The sequence below is a fragment of the Rhizobium rosettiformans W3 genome (assembly GCF_004912135.1).
In the GTDB taxonomy this organism is placed as follows: domain Bacteria; phylum Pseudomonadota; class Alphaproteobacteria; order Rhizobiales; family Rhizobiaceae; genus Allorhizobium; species Allorhizobium rosettiformans.
Map to the genome: position 1 here is coordinate 341,179 of NZ_STGU01000004.1, position 15,935 is coordinate 357,113.

The window sequence follows — 15,935 nt, forward strand, 5'->3', positions numbered from 1 at the left end:
TCATGCTCGCAGCCTTCAACCGGCCAGGCCCGGTTCTCACCTTCATCGCGATTGCCCTGATCCTCGACCAGGCGATCAAATATGCGGTGGAAGTCACTCTGCCGATGCATGAGCTGATCCCGGTTCTGCCGTTCTGGGCGCTCTACCGCACCCACAACCTCGGTGTCGCCTTTTCCATGCTGTCCCATCTCGACAGCTGGTTCATCATCGGCCTGCGTCTCGTCATTGTCGGCTTCGTTCTGTGGCTGTGGCGCAAGACCGGCCCGGAGCAGCATTTTGCCCATCTCGGCTTTTCGATGATCATCGCCGGCGCGCTCGGCAACATCATCGATCGGCTGACCTATGGTTACGTCGTCGACTACATCCTGTTCTACACGGACACCTGGTCCTTTGCGGTCTTCAATCTGGCTGACAGCTTCATCACCATCGGTGCGATCTGCATCGTGATCGACGAGATCATTCAGCACCGCAAACCGAAGCCGCCGGAGGCTTGACAGGCGTCATAAGCCTCCGAAGTTTTGTCACTTTCCTGTAGCAGTGTCGTGTTTAAAGGCCCGTGACTTCAACGCTGGATAGATCCGATGAGCGTGGAACTGATCGAACGAGACCTTCTTCTGGAAAGCCCGGCAGCCTTGCCGCTGGGACTTGCGTCCTCCCGTGATCTCCTGGGCCGCATTGGCAGCCTCGAGACGCGCCTTGCCCGCACCGAACGCGAGATCGACGCCGCGCAGGCAGTGCGTTACCGCGTCTTCGTCGAGGAGATGAAGGCCCAGGTCGATCCCGATTGCGCCCGCCGCGGCCGCGATGTCGACAGCTGGGACGGCCTTTGCGATCACTTGCTGGTTCTCGACCGCGCCATCGAAGGCGACACGGAAGATCAGATCGTCGGCACCTATCGCCTGCTGCGCCACGACGTGGCGATCGCCCATGGCGGCTTCTACTCAGGTTCGGAATTCGGCGTCGATTCTCTGGTCGCCCGCCACCCGGGCAAGCGCTTCATGGAGCTCGGCCGCTCCTGCGTGCTGCCGCAATACCGCACCAAGCGCACCGTCGAACTGCTCTGGCAGGGTTGCTGGGCCTATGCCCTGCAGCACCGCATCGACGCCATGTTCGGCTGCGGTTCCTTCCCCGGCACGCAGCCGGAAGAACACGCCCTTGCGCTTTCCTTCCTGCATCACAATGCTGTCGCGCGCGGCGAATGGGCCGTGGATGCGCTGCCGCATCTCTACCGCGAGATGGACCTGATGCCGTCGGAAGCCGTCAATGCCCGCCGCGCTCTCTTTGCCATGCCGCCGCTGATCAAGGGTTATCTTCGCCTCGGCGCCATGGTCGGCAATGGCGCGGTCGTCGACCAGGCGTTCAACACGACCGACGTGTTGATCATCCTGCCGATCTCCAGCATCTCCGGCCGCTACGTGAACTATTACGGCGCGGACGCCGGCCGCTTCGCCAGCGCCAGCTGAAGATACATGCTTTCCCCCGCGGGGGAGAGAAGCTTGCCGGCCAGGCGAGAGGCTTTCGCAGGGTGCTGGACCCCGTTTCTGTCGATCATCGTGGCAATGCGCATGCCGCTGCGTGCATCCGGCCGACACTCTGCCTGCCACCGCATGCCTGTCTCTCGACCGTCCTTGCCGGCTTCGGGACCTCTGCCACCATCGGCAGGTCCGCGAGCTCCCGAAGGCTCATGTCTCGCACGGTCGGGTGGCCCATGGGGTCATGCCTCCAGTCATGAGGCGCTGGCGTCGAATGTGTAGTCGGTTTCCAGAGAAACTTGAACATGGCTCGACCCTTCTCTGCTCCGGTTGGAAGATCTTGCTGCTGTTTGTGAGGCCATGTTCAGGCTCCCGGCACCGAAATTCAATTGAGTTTTGCCCCGATCGAATATAGCTTTTCTATATGAAGAACCTCAGTCAGGTGCATCTAAACGGCCTGCGCGCTGTTGAAGCTGTTGGTCGCCTCGGCTCCCTGCAGGCGGCGGCTGATGAACTCGGGGTTTCGATCGGCGCCGTCAGCCAGCAGGTCATCAAGACCGAGCAGCAGCTTGGTCGGCTGCTCTTCGAACGGACAAGCCGTGGCATGGTGCCGGCCGAGACGGCGGTCGACCTGCTGGCCCGCCTGTCCGATGGTTTCCGACATCTCTCGAGCGCCGTGGATCTTGCGAAGCGGAGCGATGACAGCGTGCTGACCATCTCGGTCGCCCCGGTCTTCGCCGCCCGCTGGCTGGTGCATCGCATCCCTGCCTTTTCCGAGCGCTTTCCCGAGATCGGCCTGCGGATCGATGCCAATGATCGTCTGACCGATGCCAGCCACACCGATGTCGACCTCCGGATCCGTGTCGGCCGCGGCCATTGGCCAGGCTTCAAGGCGGAGCTGATCCTCGATCAACGCGTGGTGCCGGTCTGCACACCTTCGATGGCGGAGCGCTTGAAGCAGCCAGCGGACATTTTGGATCTGCCGAAGATCATCGACGGTCGGGCCATGTTCGACTGGGATCTGTGGCTCGCGGCTGTGGGGCTCGCTGGCGCCGAGATCAAGGCCCGCCACAGCTTCAGCGAAGCCTCCCTCTGCCTTGATGCGGCGATTGCCGGGCAGGGGGTGATGCTGGCCTGGCAGACCATTGCCTCCCATCAGCTGCGGCATGGCCAGCTGGTCGCGCCCTTCGGTCCGGCGGTAAGGACCGGCTTCGGCCACTACTTCGTGACCGCAGAAAATGCGCGGTGGTCGGAGAAGGTGGAAAAGTTCAAGCGCTGGCTGAAGCGGGAGATCGAGGACGACATGGAGCGGCTCGCAAAAGCCGCTCCGGTCTTCGCTTAAACCGCCGCGTTGTATGCAGCAATCGCTGCCATGTTGACGATGTCGCTGTCCTTGGCGCCCATCTGCGCAATCTGCACGGACTTTTCGAGGCCGATGAGCAGCGGCCCCATGACGGTCAGCCCGCCCAGTTCCTGCAGCATCCTGGTCGAGATCGCCGCCGAATGGATCGCCGGCATGACCAAGACGTTCGCCGTCCCCGACAGGCGGCAGAACGGATACTGCTCCATCCGATGGCTGTTCAGTGCCACATCTGCTCCCATCTCACCGTCATATTCGAAGGAGACCCCGCGCCGGTCGAGGATCTTCACAGCCTCACGCACGCGCTCGGAGCGCTCGCCGGTCGGATGGCCGAAGGTCGAATAGGCCAGCAGAGCGACGCGCGGCTCAAGCCCGAGCCGATGCGCGACGCCGGCAGCCTCTTCTGCGATGTCGGCGAGTTCGTCCGCTGTCGGCATGTCGTGCACGGCGGTGTCCGCCACCACGATCGTCCGCCCGCGGGCGAGCGCCAGCGACACGCCGATAACGCGATGCCCCGGCGCCGTGTCGATGCAGCGGCGCACGTCTTCGAGCGCCGTCGAATAGTTGCGCGTCGTGCCCGTTACCATGGCATCGGCATCGCCGAGCGCCACCATGCAGGCGGCGAAGTGGTTGCGATCCGTGTTGATCAGCCGCTGCGCATCGCGGTGCAGGTAACCCTTCCGCTGCAGGCGGGCATAGAGATATTCGGTATAGGCCTCCACCCGGGTCGAAACGCGCGCATTGACCACTTCGATGCCCGGCCGGTCGAGATCGATCCCCGCCCGTTCGGCGGTCGCCTTGAGCGGCTCGTCGCGGCCGAGCAGGATGGCGGTGCCGAGCCCCTGGTTAGCGAAGGAAATCGCCGCGCGCATGACCTGCTCTTCCTCGCCTTCGGCAAAGACGACGCGCTTCGGATGGCTGCGCACATGTTCGTAGATCCGCTGCGTGGCCGCTGCGATCGGGTCGCGGCGGGCGGAGAGTTCATGGGCATAGGAGCCGAGATCCTCGATTGCCTTGCGCGCCACACCGCTATCCATCGCAGCCTTCGCCACCGCAACGGGGATTGCCGAGATGAGGCGCGGATCGAAAGGCACGGGGATGATGTATTGCGGTCCGAAGCGCGGGCGCTGGCCCTGATAAGCCGCCGCCACGTCATCTGGAACGTCTTCGCGCGCCAGATTGGCAAGCGCTTCCGCTGCCGCGATCTTCATCGCGTCGTTGATCTGGCTGGCGCGCACATCGAGCGCGCCGCGAAAGATGTAGGGGAAGCCGAGAACATTGTTCACCTGGTTCGGATAGTCCGAGCGGCCGGTCGCCATGATCGCATCCGAGCGGATTTCGGCCACTTCCTCCGGCGTAATCTCCGGGTCCGGATTGGCCATCGCGAAGATGATCGGGTTCGGCGCCATCGAAGCGATCATGTCCGCGGCAAAGGCGCCTTTCTGCGACAGGCCGAACACGACGTCCGCCCCGACCATCGCCTCCCTCAGGCTGCGCCGGTCGGTCTTCACGGCATGGGCGCTCTTCCACTGGTTCATCCCCTCGGTACGGCCTTGATAGATCACGCCCTTGGTGTCGCAGAGAATGATGTTCTCGCCGTTGAAGCCCATGGCCTTGATCAGCTCGATGCAAGCGATCGCCGCAGCGCCCGCACCGTTGCAGACGAGTTTTGTCGTCTTGAAGTCGCGTCCGGTCAATTCCAGCGCGTTGATCAGACCCGCCGCCGCGATGATCGCGGTCCCGTGCTGGTCGTCATGGAAGACCGGGATGTCCATCAGCTCGCGCAACCGGCTCTCGATGATGAAGCAGTCAGGCGCCTTGATGTCTTCGAGATTGATGCCGCCGAAGGAGGGGCCGAGGTAACGCACGCAGTTGATGAACTCGTCGACATTCTCGGTATCGACCTCGATGTCGATCGAATCGACGTCCGCGAACCGCTTGAAGAGAACCGACTTGCCTTCCATCACCGGCTTGGAGGCCAATGCCCCGAGATTGCCCAGGCCCAGGATCGCGGTGCCGTTGGAGATGACGGCCACCATGTTGCCGCGAGTGGTATAGTCGTAAGCCGTGGCCGGATCGGCCGCGATCGCCTTGACCGGAACCGCAACGCCGGGGGAATAGGCAAGCGACAGATCGCGCTGCGTGGCCATGGCCTTGGTCGGAGTGATCTCGAGCTTGCCGGGGCGCCCCTGGGAGTGGAAGTCCAGCGCTTCCTGTTCCGTGACCGAGACTTTCGTCCGGCCGGTCGTCTTCTCGCTTGCCATGCTTCCCCTCACCTTGTTGTGGGCAGCGGGCGAACGCCGGCCCATCCTGGTTGTTTTTCCTCGCCTTAAGTCGTTAGTGTTGCACGACTTCCTTTTCAAGAAAACATTGAGCCCGTGACGCTATACCAAGCCACCCCGAGTGATGTCCTGAATGTCGCCGAGCTGACCTCGGAGGAAAGCCGCGCGACGGCGACCCCGATGATGGAGCAGTATATCGAGATCAAGGCCGCCAACCCGGGCAGCCTGCTCTTCTATCGCATGGGCGATTTCTACGAGCTCTTCTTCGAGGATGCGGTCGATGCCTCGCGGGCGCTGGGCATCACGCTGACGCGCCGTGGCCAGCATCTCGGCCAGGACATTCCGATGTGCGGCGTGCCGGTGCACGCGGCCGACGATTACCTGCAGAAGCTGATCACGCTCGGCTTCCGCGTCGCCGTCTGCGAACAGGTCGAAGACCCGGCCGAGGCGAAGAAGCGCGGCTCAAAGTCGGTGGTCAAGCGCGACGTCGTGCGCCTCGTGACGCCCGGCACGCTGACCGAGGAAAAGCTGCTCTCGCCTTTCGAATCCAACTATCTGATGGCGCTGGCCCGCATTCGCGGCGGCTCCGCCCCGCAGCTGGCGCTCGCCTGGATCGACATTTCCACCGGCATCTTCCGCCTCGCCGAAACGACGGAAACGCGCCTGCTCGCCGATATCCTGCGCATCGAGCCGCGCGAACTGATCGTGCCGGATACGCTCTTCCACGACGAGGAGCTGAAGCCCGCCTTCGACGTGCTCGGTCGCGTCGTCGTGCCTCAGCCTGCCGTGCTCTTCGACAGCGCCAGTGCCGAAGGTCGCATCGCCCGCTACTTCGGCGTGACCACGCTGGACGGTTTCGGCGCCTTCTCCCGTGCCGAGATCGCCGCCGCCGCCGCAGCCGTCGCCTATGTCGAGAAGACCCAGATTTCCGAGCGCCCGCCGCTCGGCCTGCCCGAGCGCCAGAACGCCGCCTCGACCCTCTTCATCGATCCGGCAACCCGCGCCAATCTCGAACTGGTCAAGACGCTCTCGGGCGAGCGCAACGGCTCGCTCCTGAAAGCGATCGACCGCACCGTGACAGGTGGCGGCGCGCGTCTGCTGGCTGAGCGCCTGATGTCGCCGCTGACGGATCCCGAAGCCATTGCAGAGCGTCAGGATTCCATCGCCTTCCTGCTTGCCGACGGCCTGCTCGTCGATCGCCTGCGCGATGCCCTGAAGCGCGTGCCGGACATGCCGCGTGCGCTGTCGCGTCTGGCGCTCGATCGGGGCGGCCCGCGTGATCTCGGTTCCATCGTCGGCGGCCTTGCCGCCTCAGCCGAAGTCGGCCGCCTGCTGGATCCCTCGAGCCTCCCGAAGGAACTCTCCGAGGCGCTTTCCGATCTCGCAGCCCTTCCCGCCGATTTGGGCCCGAGCCTCGCATCGATGCTGGCCGACGAACTGCCGCTTCTGAAGCGCGACGGCGGCTTCCTGCGCGATGGTGCAATTCCGGAGCTCGACGAACTCCGGGCCCTGCGCGACCAGTCCCGCCGGGTCATCGCCGGTCTGCAGCTGCAATATGCCGAGGAAACCGGCATCAAGTCGCTGAAGATCAAGCACAACAACGTGCTTGGCTATTTCATCGAGGTGACCGCCGGCAATGCAGGGCCGATGACCGACACGGACGAGGCGAAGTCCCGCTTCATCCATCGCCAGACCATGGCCAACGCCATGCGCTTCACGACGACAGAACTCGCCGACCTCGAAAGCCGGATTGCAAACGCAGCCGGTCAGGCGCTGTCGCTCGAACTGGCAGCCTTCGACCGGATGGTGGCGCAGGTGATTGCCGCCGCCGAGCCGATCAAGGCCGCCGCTCGCGCGCTCGCTGTGATCGATGTCGCCGCCGGCCTTGCCGCCCTCTCCGAAGAGCAGGGCTACTGCCGCCCGCTGGTTGACGATAGCAGGATGTTCAAGATCACCGCCGGCCGCCATCCGGTGGTCGAGCAAGCGCTGCGCCGCCAGGCCGCGAGCCCCTTCATTGCGAACGATTGCGATCTCTCGCCGCATGACACCAAAGGCCCCGGTGCCATCTGGCTGCTGACCGGTCCCAACATGGGCGGTAAGTCGACCTTCCTGCGCCAGAATGCGTTGATCGCCATCCTCGCCCAGATGGGCTCCTTCGTGCCCGCCGGTGCCGCCCATATCGGCGTGGTCGATCGCCTCTTTTCCCGTGTCGGCGCCTCGGACGATCTGGCGCGCGGCCGCTCCACCTTCATGGTCGAAATGGTGGAAACGGCGGCCATCCTCAACCAGGCAACCGACCGCTCGCTGGTCATTTTGGACGAAATCGGCCGCGGCACGGCGACCTTCGACGGCCTTTCCATCGCCTGGGCTGCCGTCGAACATCTGCACGAGGCAAACCGCTGCCGCTCGCTCTTCGCCACCCACTTCCATGAGCTCACTGCGCTGTCGGAAAAGCTTGCCCGCATGTCGAACGTGACGATGCGCGTCAAGGAATGGGATGGCGACGTCATCTTCCTGCATGAGGTTGGCCCGGGAGCTGCCGACCGCTCCTATGGCATCCAGGTCGCCCGGCTTGCCGGTCTGCCGGCGGCCGTCGTCGCGCGCGCCCGAGATGTTCTGACCCGTCTGGAAGACAGCGACCGCAAGAACCCGGCCGCCCAGCTGATCGACGATCTGCCGCTGTTCCAGGTCGCTGTCCGGCGTGAGGAGATCCAGAAATCCGGCCCGTCGAAGGTCGAAGAGGCGCTGCGCTCACTCGATCTTGACGACCTCACGCCTCGCCAGGCGCTCGAGGCGCTCTATGATCTCAAGAAACAACTTGGCAAGCCTTGACCGGTAGAGTGCCTGTCAATCGCGCCCGAAAAGCGCTATAGCGCCACCAATCCCGGCCGATTCCCGGGTTCCCAAGAGATGATGCCGCCCCCATGGCCAATGCAGTCCTCGCCTTCGACGATCTCCTCGACATCGACGTGCTTCGTGCGTCCTGCAAGACCATCGCCGAGGCCGGTTGCGGCAACATGCTGGAGACCCGCTCGAAGCTTCTGCCGATCCTGAAGAAGGCGTCGGCCGATGCCCGCGAACAGGCGCGCTTGAAGCTATTCGAGGATGGCAGCGGCATGAACTGCGCCAACCGCATCTCCTGGATCCAGGATCAGCTGATTTCGGTGATCTTCGATTTCGCCCGCACCCACGTCTATCCGAAGGATGCGAACGGTCTCGCCGTTGCCGCCGTCGGCGGCTATGGCCGCGGCACGCTGGCACCCGGCTCCGACATCGATCTGCTCTTCCTGCTGCCGCCCAAGGCTGGCCCCGCCATGCACAAGGCGGTGGAATTCGTGCTCTACCTCCTCTGGGATGTCGGCTTCAAGGTTGGCCATGCCACCCGTACGGTCGAGGAATGCATAAGGCTGTCGAAGGCCGACATGACCATCCGCACGGCGATCCTCGAGACCCGCCACATCTGCGGAGAAGAGGCCCTCGTCACCGAACTGCAGCAGCGCTTCGACCAGGAAGTCACGACCGGCACCGCACCCGAATTCATCGCCGCCAAGCTCGCCGAGCGCGACGAGCGCCACCGCAAGGCGGGCGACAGCCGCTATCTCGTGGAGCCGAACGTCAAGGAGGGCAAGGGCGGCCTGCGCGATCTTCAAACGCTCTTCTGGATTGCCAAATACAATTACCACGTCCGCGATACCGACGAGCTCGTGCGTCTCGGCGTGCTCTCGCGCCACGAATGGCGCCTGTTCCAGAAGGCGGATGACTTCCTCTGGGCGGTCCGCTGCCACATGCACTATCTGACCGGGAAGCCGGAAGAGCGGCTCTATTTCGACATCCAGCCGGAAATTGCCAAGAACCTCGATTATCAGTCGCGTCCGGGCCTCTCGGCGGTCGAGCGCTTCATGAAGCATTACTTCCTGGTGGCGAAGGACGTCGGCGATCTCACGCGCATCTTTGCAGCAGCGCTGGAAGACCAGCAGGCCAAGGCGGCACCCGGCATCGGCGGCATGATCGGCCGCTTCGCCAACCGTCCCCGCAAGATCCCGGGCGCCAGCGAATTCATCGACGATCGCGGCCGCATCGCGCTTGCCGATCCCGGCATCTTCAAGAAAGATCCGATGTCCATCATGCGGCTCTTTCATGTGGCCGATCTGAACGGGCTGGAATTCCATCCCGATGCCCTGAAGGCCGTGACGCGGTCGCTCTCGCTGATCAAGAACGATTTCCGCGAGAGCGAGGAGGCAAACCGCCTCTTCCTCTCCATCCTGACCTCGCGCAAGGATCCGGGCTTCATCCTGCGGCGCATGAACGAGGCCGGCGTGCTCGGCCGCTTCATGCCGGAATTCGGCAAGATCGTCTCGATGATGCAGTTCAACATGTATCATCACTACACTGTCGACGAGCATCTCATCCGCACGGTCGAGGTTCTCTCCGAGATCGACAAGGGCAATGCGGAGGAGATCCATCCGCTCGCCAATAAGATCATGCCCGAGATCGAGGACCGTCAGACGCTCTATGTCGCCGTGCTCCTGCACGACATCGCCAAGGGCCGCCAGGAGGATCACTCGGTGGCCGGCGCCAAGGTGGCGCGCAAGCTCTGCCCGCGTCTCGGACTGACCCCGAAGCAGACCGAAATGGTCGCCTGGCTGATCGACCAGCATCTCCTGATGTCGATGGTTGCCCAGACCCGTGACCTGCATGATCGCAAGACCATCACCGACTTCGCCGAGAAGGTGCAGTCGCTCGATCGCCTGAAAATGCTTCTGGTGCTGACGGTCTGCGACATCCGCGCGGTCGGTCCCGGCGTCTGGAATGGCTGGAAGGGCCAGCTTCTGCGCACGCTCTACTACGAGACCGAGCTTCTGCTCTCGGGCGGCTTCTCTCAGGTTTCCCGGAAGGAGCGCGCCAAGCACGCGGCCGAACAGCTCACCCAAGCGCTCGACGGCTGGAGCCAGAAGGATCAGCGCACCTATACCAAGCTGCACTACGAGCCCTACCTGCTCTCGGTCGATCTGGAGGACCAGGTCCGCCACGCCCATTTCATCCGCCAGGCGGACAAGTCGGGCCAGGCGCTCGCCACCATGGTGCGCACCCACCAGTTCCACGCGATCACCGAGATCACCGTGCTCTCGCCGGACCACCCGCGCCTCTTGTCGATCATCGCCGGCGCCTGTGCCGCGGCCGGCGCCAACATCGCCGACGCGCAGATCTTCACGACCTCGGACGGCCGCGCGCTCGACACCATCCTGATCAACCGCGAATTCCCGATTGACGAGGACGAGATGCGCCGTGCGGCCACGATCGGCAAGATGATCGAAGACGTGCTCTCGGGCCGCAAGCGCCTGCCGGAAGTCATCGCCACGCGCTCCAAAGGCAAGAAGAAGAACAAGACCTTCCCGGTCCAGCCGGATGTGCGCATCTCCAATGCGCTGTCCAACAAGTTCACCGTCATCGAGGTTGAATGCCTCGACCGCATCGGTCTGCTTGCCGAAATCACCGCCGTTCTCTCGGATCTTTCGCTCGACATCCATTCGGCCCGCATCACCACCTTCGGTGAAAAGGTCATCGATACCTTCTATGTCACCGATCTGGTCGGCCAGAAGGTCACCAACGAAAACCGCCAGGCCAACATCGCCAACAGGCTTAAGGCCGTCATGGTTGACCAGCCGGATGAACTTCGCGACAACATGCCGTCCGGCATCATCGCGCCGCCGCCACGCGCTGCGCCGGTGCCCAAGAAGGCACGGGCCTGAGGAATGAGCCTCGTCAAGAAATTCATGACCGTCGGTGGGGCGACGCTCGGCAGCCGCATCTTCGGCTTCGCGCGCGAAACCCTCATGGCCGCAGCACTGGGGACCGGTCCGGTCGCCGACGTCTTCTATGCCGCCTTCCGATTTCCCAATCTCTTCCGGCGTCTTTTTGCCGAAGGCGCGTTCAATGCCGCCTTCGTGCCGCTCTTCGCCAAGGAGATCGAAGCGAATGGCATCGACGGCGCCAAGCGCTTCTCCGAAGAAGTCTTCGGCGTCCTGTTCTCTGTTCTTTTGATCCTGACCATCGGCATGCAGCTTTCGATGCCGCTGCTGGTTCAGTGGATCATTGCGCCGGGCTTTGCCGACGATCAGGAGAAATTCAACCTGACGGTGCGCCTCGCGATCGTCATGTTCCCCTATCTCATGTGCATGTCGCTGACAGCCATGCTGAGCGGCATGCTGAACTCGCTGCACCACTTCTTTGCCGCCGCGATCGCGCCGGTCTTTCTCAATGTCCTGATGATTGGCGCGTTGGCCTGGGCGCTCTGGACCGGCGCCGATCCCTCGGTCACGGCCTGGGCCCTCTCCTGGTCGGTGCTCGGCGCGGGCCTCTTGCAGATGGCCGTCGTTTATCTCGGTGTGCGCCATGCCGGCATCCGCATCGGCTTCAAGCGCCCGCGCTTCACGCCGAACGTCAAGCGCCTGCTGGTGCTCGCAGTCCCGGCCGCCATCACCGGCGGCATCACCCAGATCAACCAGCTGATCGGCCAGGCCATCGCCTCGACCAAGGAAGGGGCGATCGCCGCCCTGCAATATGCCGACCGCATCTATCAGCTGCCGCTCGGCGTGGTCGGTGTCGCGGTCGCCGTGGTGCTGCTGCCAGAACTCGCCCGCGCGCTGAAGGGCGGGCACATGAAGGAGGCGGGCAACCTCCAGAACCGCTCGATCGAATTCGTACTGTTTCTCACCCTGCCGGCCGCTGCCGCAATCTGGGTGCTCTCGGACGAAATCATCCGGGTGCTCTACGAGCGCGGCGCCTTTTCCGAGCAGAATACCGCGGTTGTCGCCTCGATCCTCGCCATTTACGGCATCGGCCTCCCGGGCTTCGTGCTGATCAAGGCGCTTCAGCCGGGCTACTACGCCCGCGAGGACACCAAGACGCCGATGCGCTTCACCATGGTTTCGGTGGCGCTGAACACCGGCCTTGCCATCACGCTCTTCCCGATCTTCGAGGAAAGCGGCATCGCGATCGCTGAAGCCGCTGCCGGCTGGACCAACACCATTCTGTTGTTCTCGGTGCTGGTCTGGCGTGGCCATATCGTCTTCGAGTGGTCGCTGGTCACGCGCACGCTGCGGCTGATGATCGCCTCGGCAATCATGGCGGGCCTGCTCGTCTACCTGTCCGATCGGTGGTCCGCCTGGCTGCAGCCATCAAGCCCGCTCTTCGATCAGGTCCTGGCGCTGGGCGGTCTGGTTGTCGTGGCCATGCCCGTCTATTTCGGAATCGCCTTCCTGATCGGCGGCGCGGATATCGGCACGATCCGCCGCAGTCTGAAGCGCAGGAAAAAGGCCGCTGACGAACCCGCCGCGGCCTCCGCTGATCCCGATCAGCAATAAGTCCAGGTGCGCTTCGGCCCGATATCGACATGCACGATACCGTTGCAGTAGCGGCCGATCCCGCCGATGCCGGGGGCCGTACGCGCCGCCGCGACGATCTTCTTTTCCTGCACGCCGGGAACGCGAATGTCAGCGGCGAAACAGTGGCTGTGCTGGGACTTGCCCGAGCGCGGACGGTGGCCTGAGGTCACCACCGGCTTCTTGCCGGTCTTCTTGGCGATATGAGCAAGGATCGCCTTCAGCTCGTCGGGAAAACAGTTGGCTTTGACGCTGACGCGCTGCAGCGTGTAGGCGACGGCCGTATCGTGCTTCATGAAGAAATGGCGCTTCTTCTTCTCCACGGCCTCGACGGGGGAAAGGAGACAGAGTGAAAGAACGCAGCCGAGCGCGACGCGAAACAATGTGCGCATGAGTGACCTTCTGGAATGAGATTGTTGTTTTCAGCGATCCAGATCGCTTGCTGCGGTTTTTTATTCCCGCAAATGTGTCAAATTTGGTGCGCTTTGCTCGATTTGAGATTTGCACGCATTTTTGGCTTGCGAATCAGTTCGTTTGAAGGGCGCCAATTCATTCCTTAAACCCCTCGAATCCGGGAGGAAATTTGCCTATGCGTGATGTCGGCGTCCTTTCCGTCACATCTCAAACCGAAAGCCCCATCATGAGCGCAAACAGCCTCTTTCTCGTCAGCCTCGTCGTCGACAGCTATGATCGTGCGAAGACCTTCTACTGCGACGCCCTTGGCTTCGACTGCGTGGAAGACACGGCAATGCCGGACGGAAAGCGCTGGCTCGTGGTTCGCCCGAAGGGAGGCGAGGGCGCTTCGCTCCTGCTCGCGGAGGCATCGGACGACACCCAGCGCGCGGCTATCGGCAACCAGACCGGCGGCCGCGTCGGCTTCTTCCTGAAGACCGATGACTTCGCCAGTGACCACCGCCGTTTCACGGAAGCCGGCGTCATCTTCCAGGAGGAGCCGCGACACGAGCCCTATGGCACGGTCGCGGTCTTCGAGGATCTCTATGGCAACCTCTGGGACTTGATCGAGCCGGCACGTCGCTGAGGCCCTTCACCGAAGTGAGCGCTTGATTGCGCCCCGCGCGCCGTGCATAAGCCCTGTCCGACGCGATCAGAAGATCGGGCCCTCCACCAGCCTGTTGAGGACAACAATGACTGAGTTCAAGCCGCTGGTATTCTCCGGCGTTCAGCCCACCGGCAATCTCCATCTCGGCAATTATCTCGGCGCCATCAGAAAGTTTGTCGCGCTGCAGGAAAACAACGACTGCATTTACTGCGTCGTCGACCTGCATGCGCTGACGGCCCAGCTGGTCCATGAGGACATGGCGACGCAGATCCGCTCGATCACCGCGGCCTTTCTCGCCGCCGGCATCGACCCGAAGAAGCACATCGTCTTCAACCAGTCTCAGGTGCCGCAGCATGCGGAGCTTGCCTGGATCTTCAACTGCGTGGCCCGCATCGGCTGGATGAACCGCATGACGCAGTTCAAGGACAAGGCCGGCAAGGATCGCGAGCAGGCCTCGCTCGGCCTTTACGCCTATCCGAGCCTGATGGCTGCCGACATCCTCGTCTACCGCGCGACCCATGTGCCGGTCGGCGAAGACCAGAAGCAGCACCTGGAACTCGCCCGAGACATCGCCATGAAGTTCAACATGGACTTTGCCGACAAGATCCGCCCGACGGGTCTCGGCATCGACATCAAGGTCGGCGACGAGCCGGTGCATGCCTATTTCCCGATGGTCGAGCCGCTGATCGATGGCCCGGCGCCGCGCGTCATGAGCCTGAAGGACGGCACCAAGAAGATGTCGAAGTCGGATCCCTCCGATCTCTCGCGCATCAACCTGATGGACGACCAGGACGCGATCTCCAAGAAGATCCGCAAGGCGAAGACCGATCCCGACGCGCTTCCGAGCGAAACGGAAGGCCTCAAAGGCCGTCCCGAAGCCGATAACCTCGTCGGCATCTTCGCGGCGCTCGCCGACAAATCGAAGGCTGATGTGCTCGCCGAATTCGGCGGCCAGCAATTTTCCGTCTTCAAGCCGGCACTCATCGAGCTTGCCGTCGACGTGCTCGCCCCGATCAATGCCGAGATGCGCCGTCTGATGGAAGACCCGGCTCACATCGACGCGGTGCTGCGCGACGGTGGCGAGCGGGCGCGGGCGCGTGCCGAAAAGACCATGAACGAAGTCCGCGACATCATCGGTTTCGTGCGATAAGGTCGCGGTCGCGGGCGGGTCCCACCGGAGCCCCGCTCGCGCCACATGTCATCGTCCGGCGGCGGGGTATTCTATGGTTTCAACGCGTCTGTCACGTCTTGAAGGTCACCGCCGCAAGTTCATGGCGGTCATCGACAATACCCCGGAATGCTTTCGCGCGGTGCATTATGCCGGCCGCCGTGCCAAGAATTCCAATGGCGGACTGGTCCTGACCTACGTGATCCCCGACGGCGACTTTCAGCAATGGCTGGGTGTCGAGGAGATCATGCGGGCCGAGGCCCGTGAAGAGGCGGAAGCCATCATGGCCAAGGCCGCCCAGACCGTGCGGGACACGATCGGCATCGAGCCGGAGATCGTCATCCGGGAAGGCAGCTCCTTCGCCGAGATCAACGGCCTGATCGAGGAAGACCGCGATATCGCGATCCTCGTTCTCGCGGCCGGATCGACCAAGGAAGGCCCGGGTCCGCTCGTCTCGATGATCGCCGGTCGTGGCGCCGCTTTCCCGATTCCGGTCACGGTTCTGCCGGACACGCTGACCAATGAGGAAATCGACGCGCTCTGCTGATTTCGCCATCCCGGCTTTCACGTCTTGAAGATGCGGTCCGCAACGTCTATTTTGGAAGTATTCTAATCTTTAGCGGTGCGCTCACCGCCCGGAGGCCATAATGTTCATCCAGACCGAAGCCACGCCGAACCCGGCGACCCTGAAATTCCTGCCCGGCAAGGTGGTCATGGAAACCGGCACGGCCGAATTCCGCGACGCCGAAAGCGCTGCTGCCTCGCCGCTCGCCTCCCGCATCTTCGGGATCCCGGGCGTCACCGGCGTCTTCTTCGGCTATGATTTCGTCACCGTCTCCAAGGACGGCCCCGAATGGCAGCATCTGAAGCCGGCGATCCTCGGCACGATCATGGAGCATTTCATGAGCGGCGCGCCCGTCATGGGCTCGGCTTCCGGCTCCGTCGAAGCCGAAGGCGACGATGAATTCTTCGATGCCGGCGACGAAACCATCGTGGCAACCATCAAGGAACTCCTCGAAACCCGCGTCCGCCCGGCGGTTGCCCAGGACGGCGGCGACATCACCTTCCGGGGTTTCAAGGACGGCAAGGTCTTCTTGAACATGAAGGGCTCCTGCGCCGGTTGCCCCTCCTCGACGGCGACCCTGAAGCATGGCGTACAGAACCTGCTCCGCCACTTCGTTCCGGAAGTGCAGGAAGTCGAAGCGGTCTGA

The 15,935-nt window shown here is 63.2% G+C and carries 12 protein-coding genes; 10 read left to right on the plus strand and 2 right to left on the minus strand.

The window, feature by feature from the left end:
• The first annotated feature begins 2 nt into the window (after positions 1–2).
• From lspA to FAA86_RS10110, 3 genes are all read left to right on the plus strand, one after another.
• Positions 3–494: a signal peptidase II gene (gene lspA, locus FAA86_RS10100; protein WP_113460151.1), complete on the plus strand. Its 492-nt coding sequence runs from the start codon at positions 3–5 to the stop codon at positions 492–494.
• A gap of 87 nt (positions 495–581) precedes the next feature.
• Complete coding sequence (gene olsB, locus FAA86_RS10105) at positions 582–1,463, plus strand: l-ornithine N(alpha)-acyltransferase (RefSeq protein ID WP_136540249.1); 882 nt, start codon at positions 582–584, stop codon at positions 1,461–1,463.
• 433 nt (positions 1,464–1,896) lie between these two features.
• Complete coding sequence (locus FAA86_RS10110; protein ID WP_136540251.1) at positions 1,897–2,814, plus strand: LysR substrate-binding domain-containing protein; 918 nt, start codon at positions 1,897–1,899, stop codon at positions 2,812–2,814.
• On the opposite strand, the gene FAA86_RS10115 is transcribed toward FAA86_RS10110, so the two are convergent.
• Positions 2,811–5,096, minus strand: coding sequence for an NADP-dependent malic enzyme (locus FAA86_RS10115; RefSeq protein WP_136540253.1), 2,286 nt, complete (start codon positions 5,094–5,096; stop codon positions 2,811–2,813). The two genes, FAA86_RS10110 and FAA86_RS10115, sit on opposite strands and share 4 nt — an antisense overlap.
• Positions 5,097–5,294: 198 nt before the next feature.
• On the opposite strand from FAA86_RS10115, the gene mutS reads away from it, so the two are divergent.
• The 3 genes from mutS (at position 5,295) to murJ (ending at position 12,478) form a co-directional block, all read left to right on the plus strand.
• Positions 5,295–7,946, plus strand: coding sequence for a DNA mismatch repair protein MutS (gene mutS / locus FAA86_RS10120; RefSeq protein ID WP_246035049.1), 2,652 nt, complete (start codon positions 5,295–5,297; stop codon positions 7,944–7,946).
• Positions 7,947–8,038: 92 nt separating this feature from the next.
• Positions 8,039–10,864, plus strand: coding sequence for a [protein-PII] uridylyltransferase (locus tag FAA86_RS10125; RefSeq protein ID WP_183954636.1), 2,826 nt, complete (start codon positions 8,039–8,041; stop codon positions 10,862–10,864).
• Positions 10,865–10,867: 3 nt separating this feature from the next.
• On the plus strand, positions 10,868–12,478 hold the full coding sequence (gene murJ / locus FAA86_RS10130; protein ID WP_136540259.1) for a murein biosynthesis integral membrane protein MurJ: 1,611 nt from the start codon (positions 10,868–10,870) through the stop codon (positions 12,476–12,478).
• Here murJ and FAA86_RS10135 read toward each other — a convergent pair.
• Positions 12,469–12,888 (minus strand): YcbK family protein, encoded by a 420-nt coding sequence (locus FAA86_RS10135; protein WP_136540261.1) that lies wholly within the window; start codon positions 12,886–12,888, stop codon positions 12,469–12,471. The genes murJ and FAA86_RS10135 overlap by 10 nt on opposite strands.
• Positions 12,889–13,136: 248 nt before the next feature.
• On the opposite strand from FAA86_RS10135, the gene FAA86_RS10140 reads away from it, so the two are divergent.
• The 4 genes from FAA86_RS10140 to FAA86_RS10155 all read left to right on the plus strand — a co-directional run bounded on the left by FAA86_RS10140 (position 13,137) and on the right by FAA86_RS10155 (position 15,935).
• Positions 13,137–13,535 (plus strand): VOC family protein, encoded by a 399-nt coding sequence (locus FAA86_RS10140; RefSeq protein WP_136540263.1) that lies wholly within the window; start codon positions 13,137–13,139, stop codon positions 13,533–13,535.
• A gap of 106 nt (positions 13,536–13,641) precedes the next feature.
• Complete coding sequence (gene trpS / locus FAA86_RS10145) at positions 13,642–14,706, plus strand: tryptophan--tRNA ligase (RefSeq protein ID WP_136540265.1); 1,065 nt, start codon at positions 13,642–13,644, stop codon at positions 14,704–14,706.
• A 73-nt stretch (positions 14,707–14,779) separates the two neighbouring features.
• The gene (locus FAA86_RS10150; protein ID WP_113460142.1) at positions 14,780–15,271 is read left to right on the plus strand and encodes a universal stress protein; all 492 of its coding nucleotides are present in this window, start codon (positions 14,780–14,782) and stop codon (positions 15,269–15,271) included.
• A 100-nt stretch (positions 15,272–15,371) separates the two neighbouring features.
• A complete protein-coding gene (locus FAA86_RS10155; RefSeq protein ID WP_136540267.1) occupies positions 15,372–15,935 on the plus strand; it encodes a NifU family protein in 564 nt (187 codons plus the stop codon).

Coding starts and splice junctions, on each gene's coding strand:
- lspA (WP_113460151.1), top strand. CDS start 3: ATGCTCGCAGCCTTCAACCGGCCAGGCCCGGTTCTCACCTTCATCGCG.
- olsB (WP_136540249.1), top strand. CDS start 582: ATGAGCGTGGAACTGATCGAACGAGACCTTCTTCTGGAAAGCCCGGCA.
- FAA86_RS10110 (WP_136540251.1), top strand. CDS start 1,897: ATGAAGAACCTCAGTCAGGTGCATCTAAACGGCCTGCGCGCTGTTGAA.
- FAA86_RS10115 (WP_136540253.1), bottom strand. CDS start 5,096: ATGGCAAGCGAGAAGACGACCGGCCGGACGAAAGTCTCGGTCACGGAA.
- mutS (WP_246035049.1), top strand. CDS start 5,295: ATGATGGAGCAGTATATCGAGATCAAGGCCGCCAACCCGGGCAGCCTG.
- FAA86_RS10125 (WP_183954636.1), top strand. CDS start 8,039: ATGGCCAATGCAGTCCTCGCCTTCGACGATCTCCTCGACATCGACGTG.
- murJ (WP_136540259.1), top strand. CDS start 10,868: ATGAGCCTCGTCAAGAAATTCATGACCGTCGGTGGGGCGACGCTCGGC.
- FAA86_RS10135 (WP_136540261.1), bottom strand. CDS start 12,888: ATGCGCACATTGTTTCGCGTCGCGCTCGGCTGCGTTCTTTCACTCTGT.
- FAA86_RS10140 (WP_136540263.1), top strand. CDS start 13,137: ATGAGCGCAAACAGCCTCTTTCTCGTCAGCCTCGTCGTCGACAGCTAT.
- trpS (WP_136540265.1), top strand. CDS start 13,642: ATGACTGAGTTCAAGCCGCTGGTATTCTCCGGCGTTCAGCCCACCGGC.
- FAA86_RS10150 (WP_113460142.1), top strand. CDS start 14,780: ATGGTTTCAACGCGTCTGTCACGTCTTGAAGGTCACCGCCGCAAGTTC.
- FAA86_RS10155 (WP_136540267.1), top strand. CDS start 15,372: ATGTTCATCCAGACCGAAGCCACGCCGAACCCGGCGACCCTGAAATTC.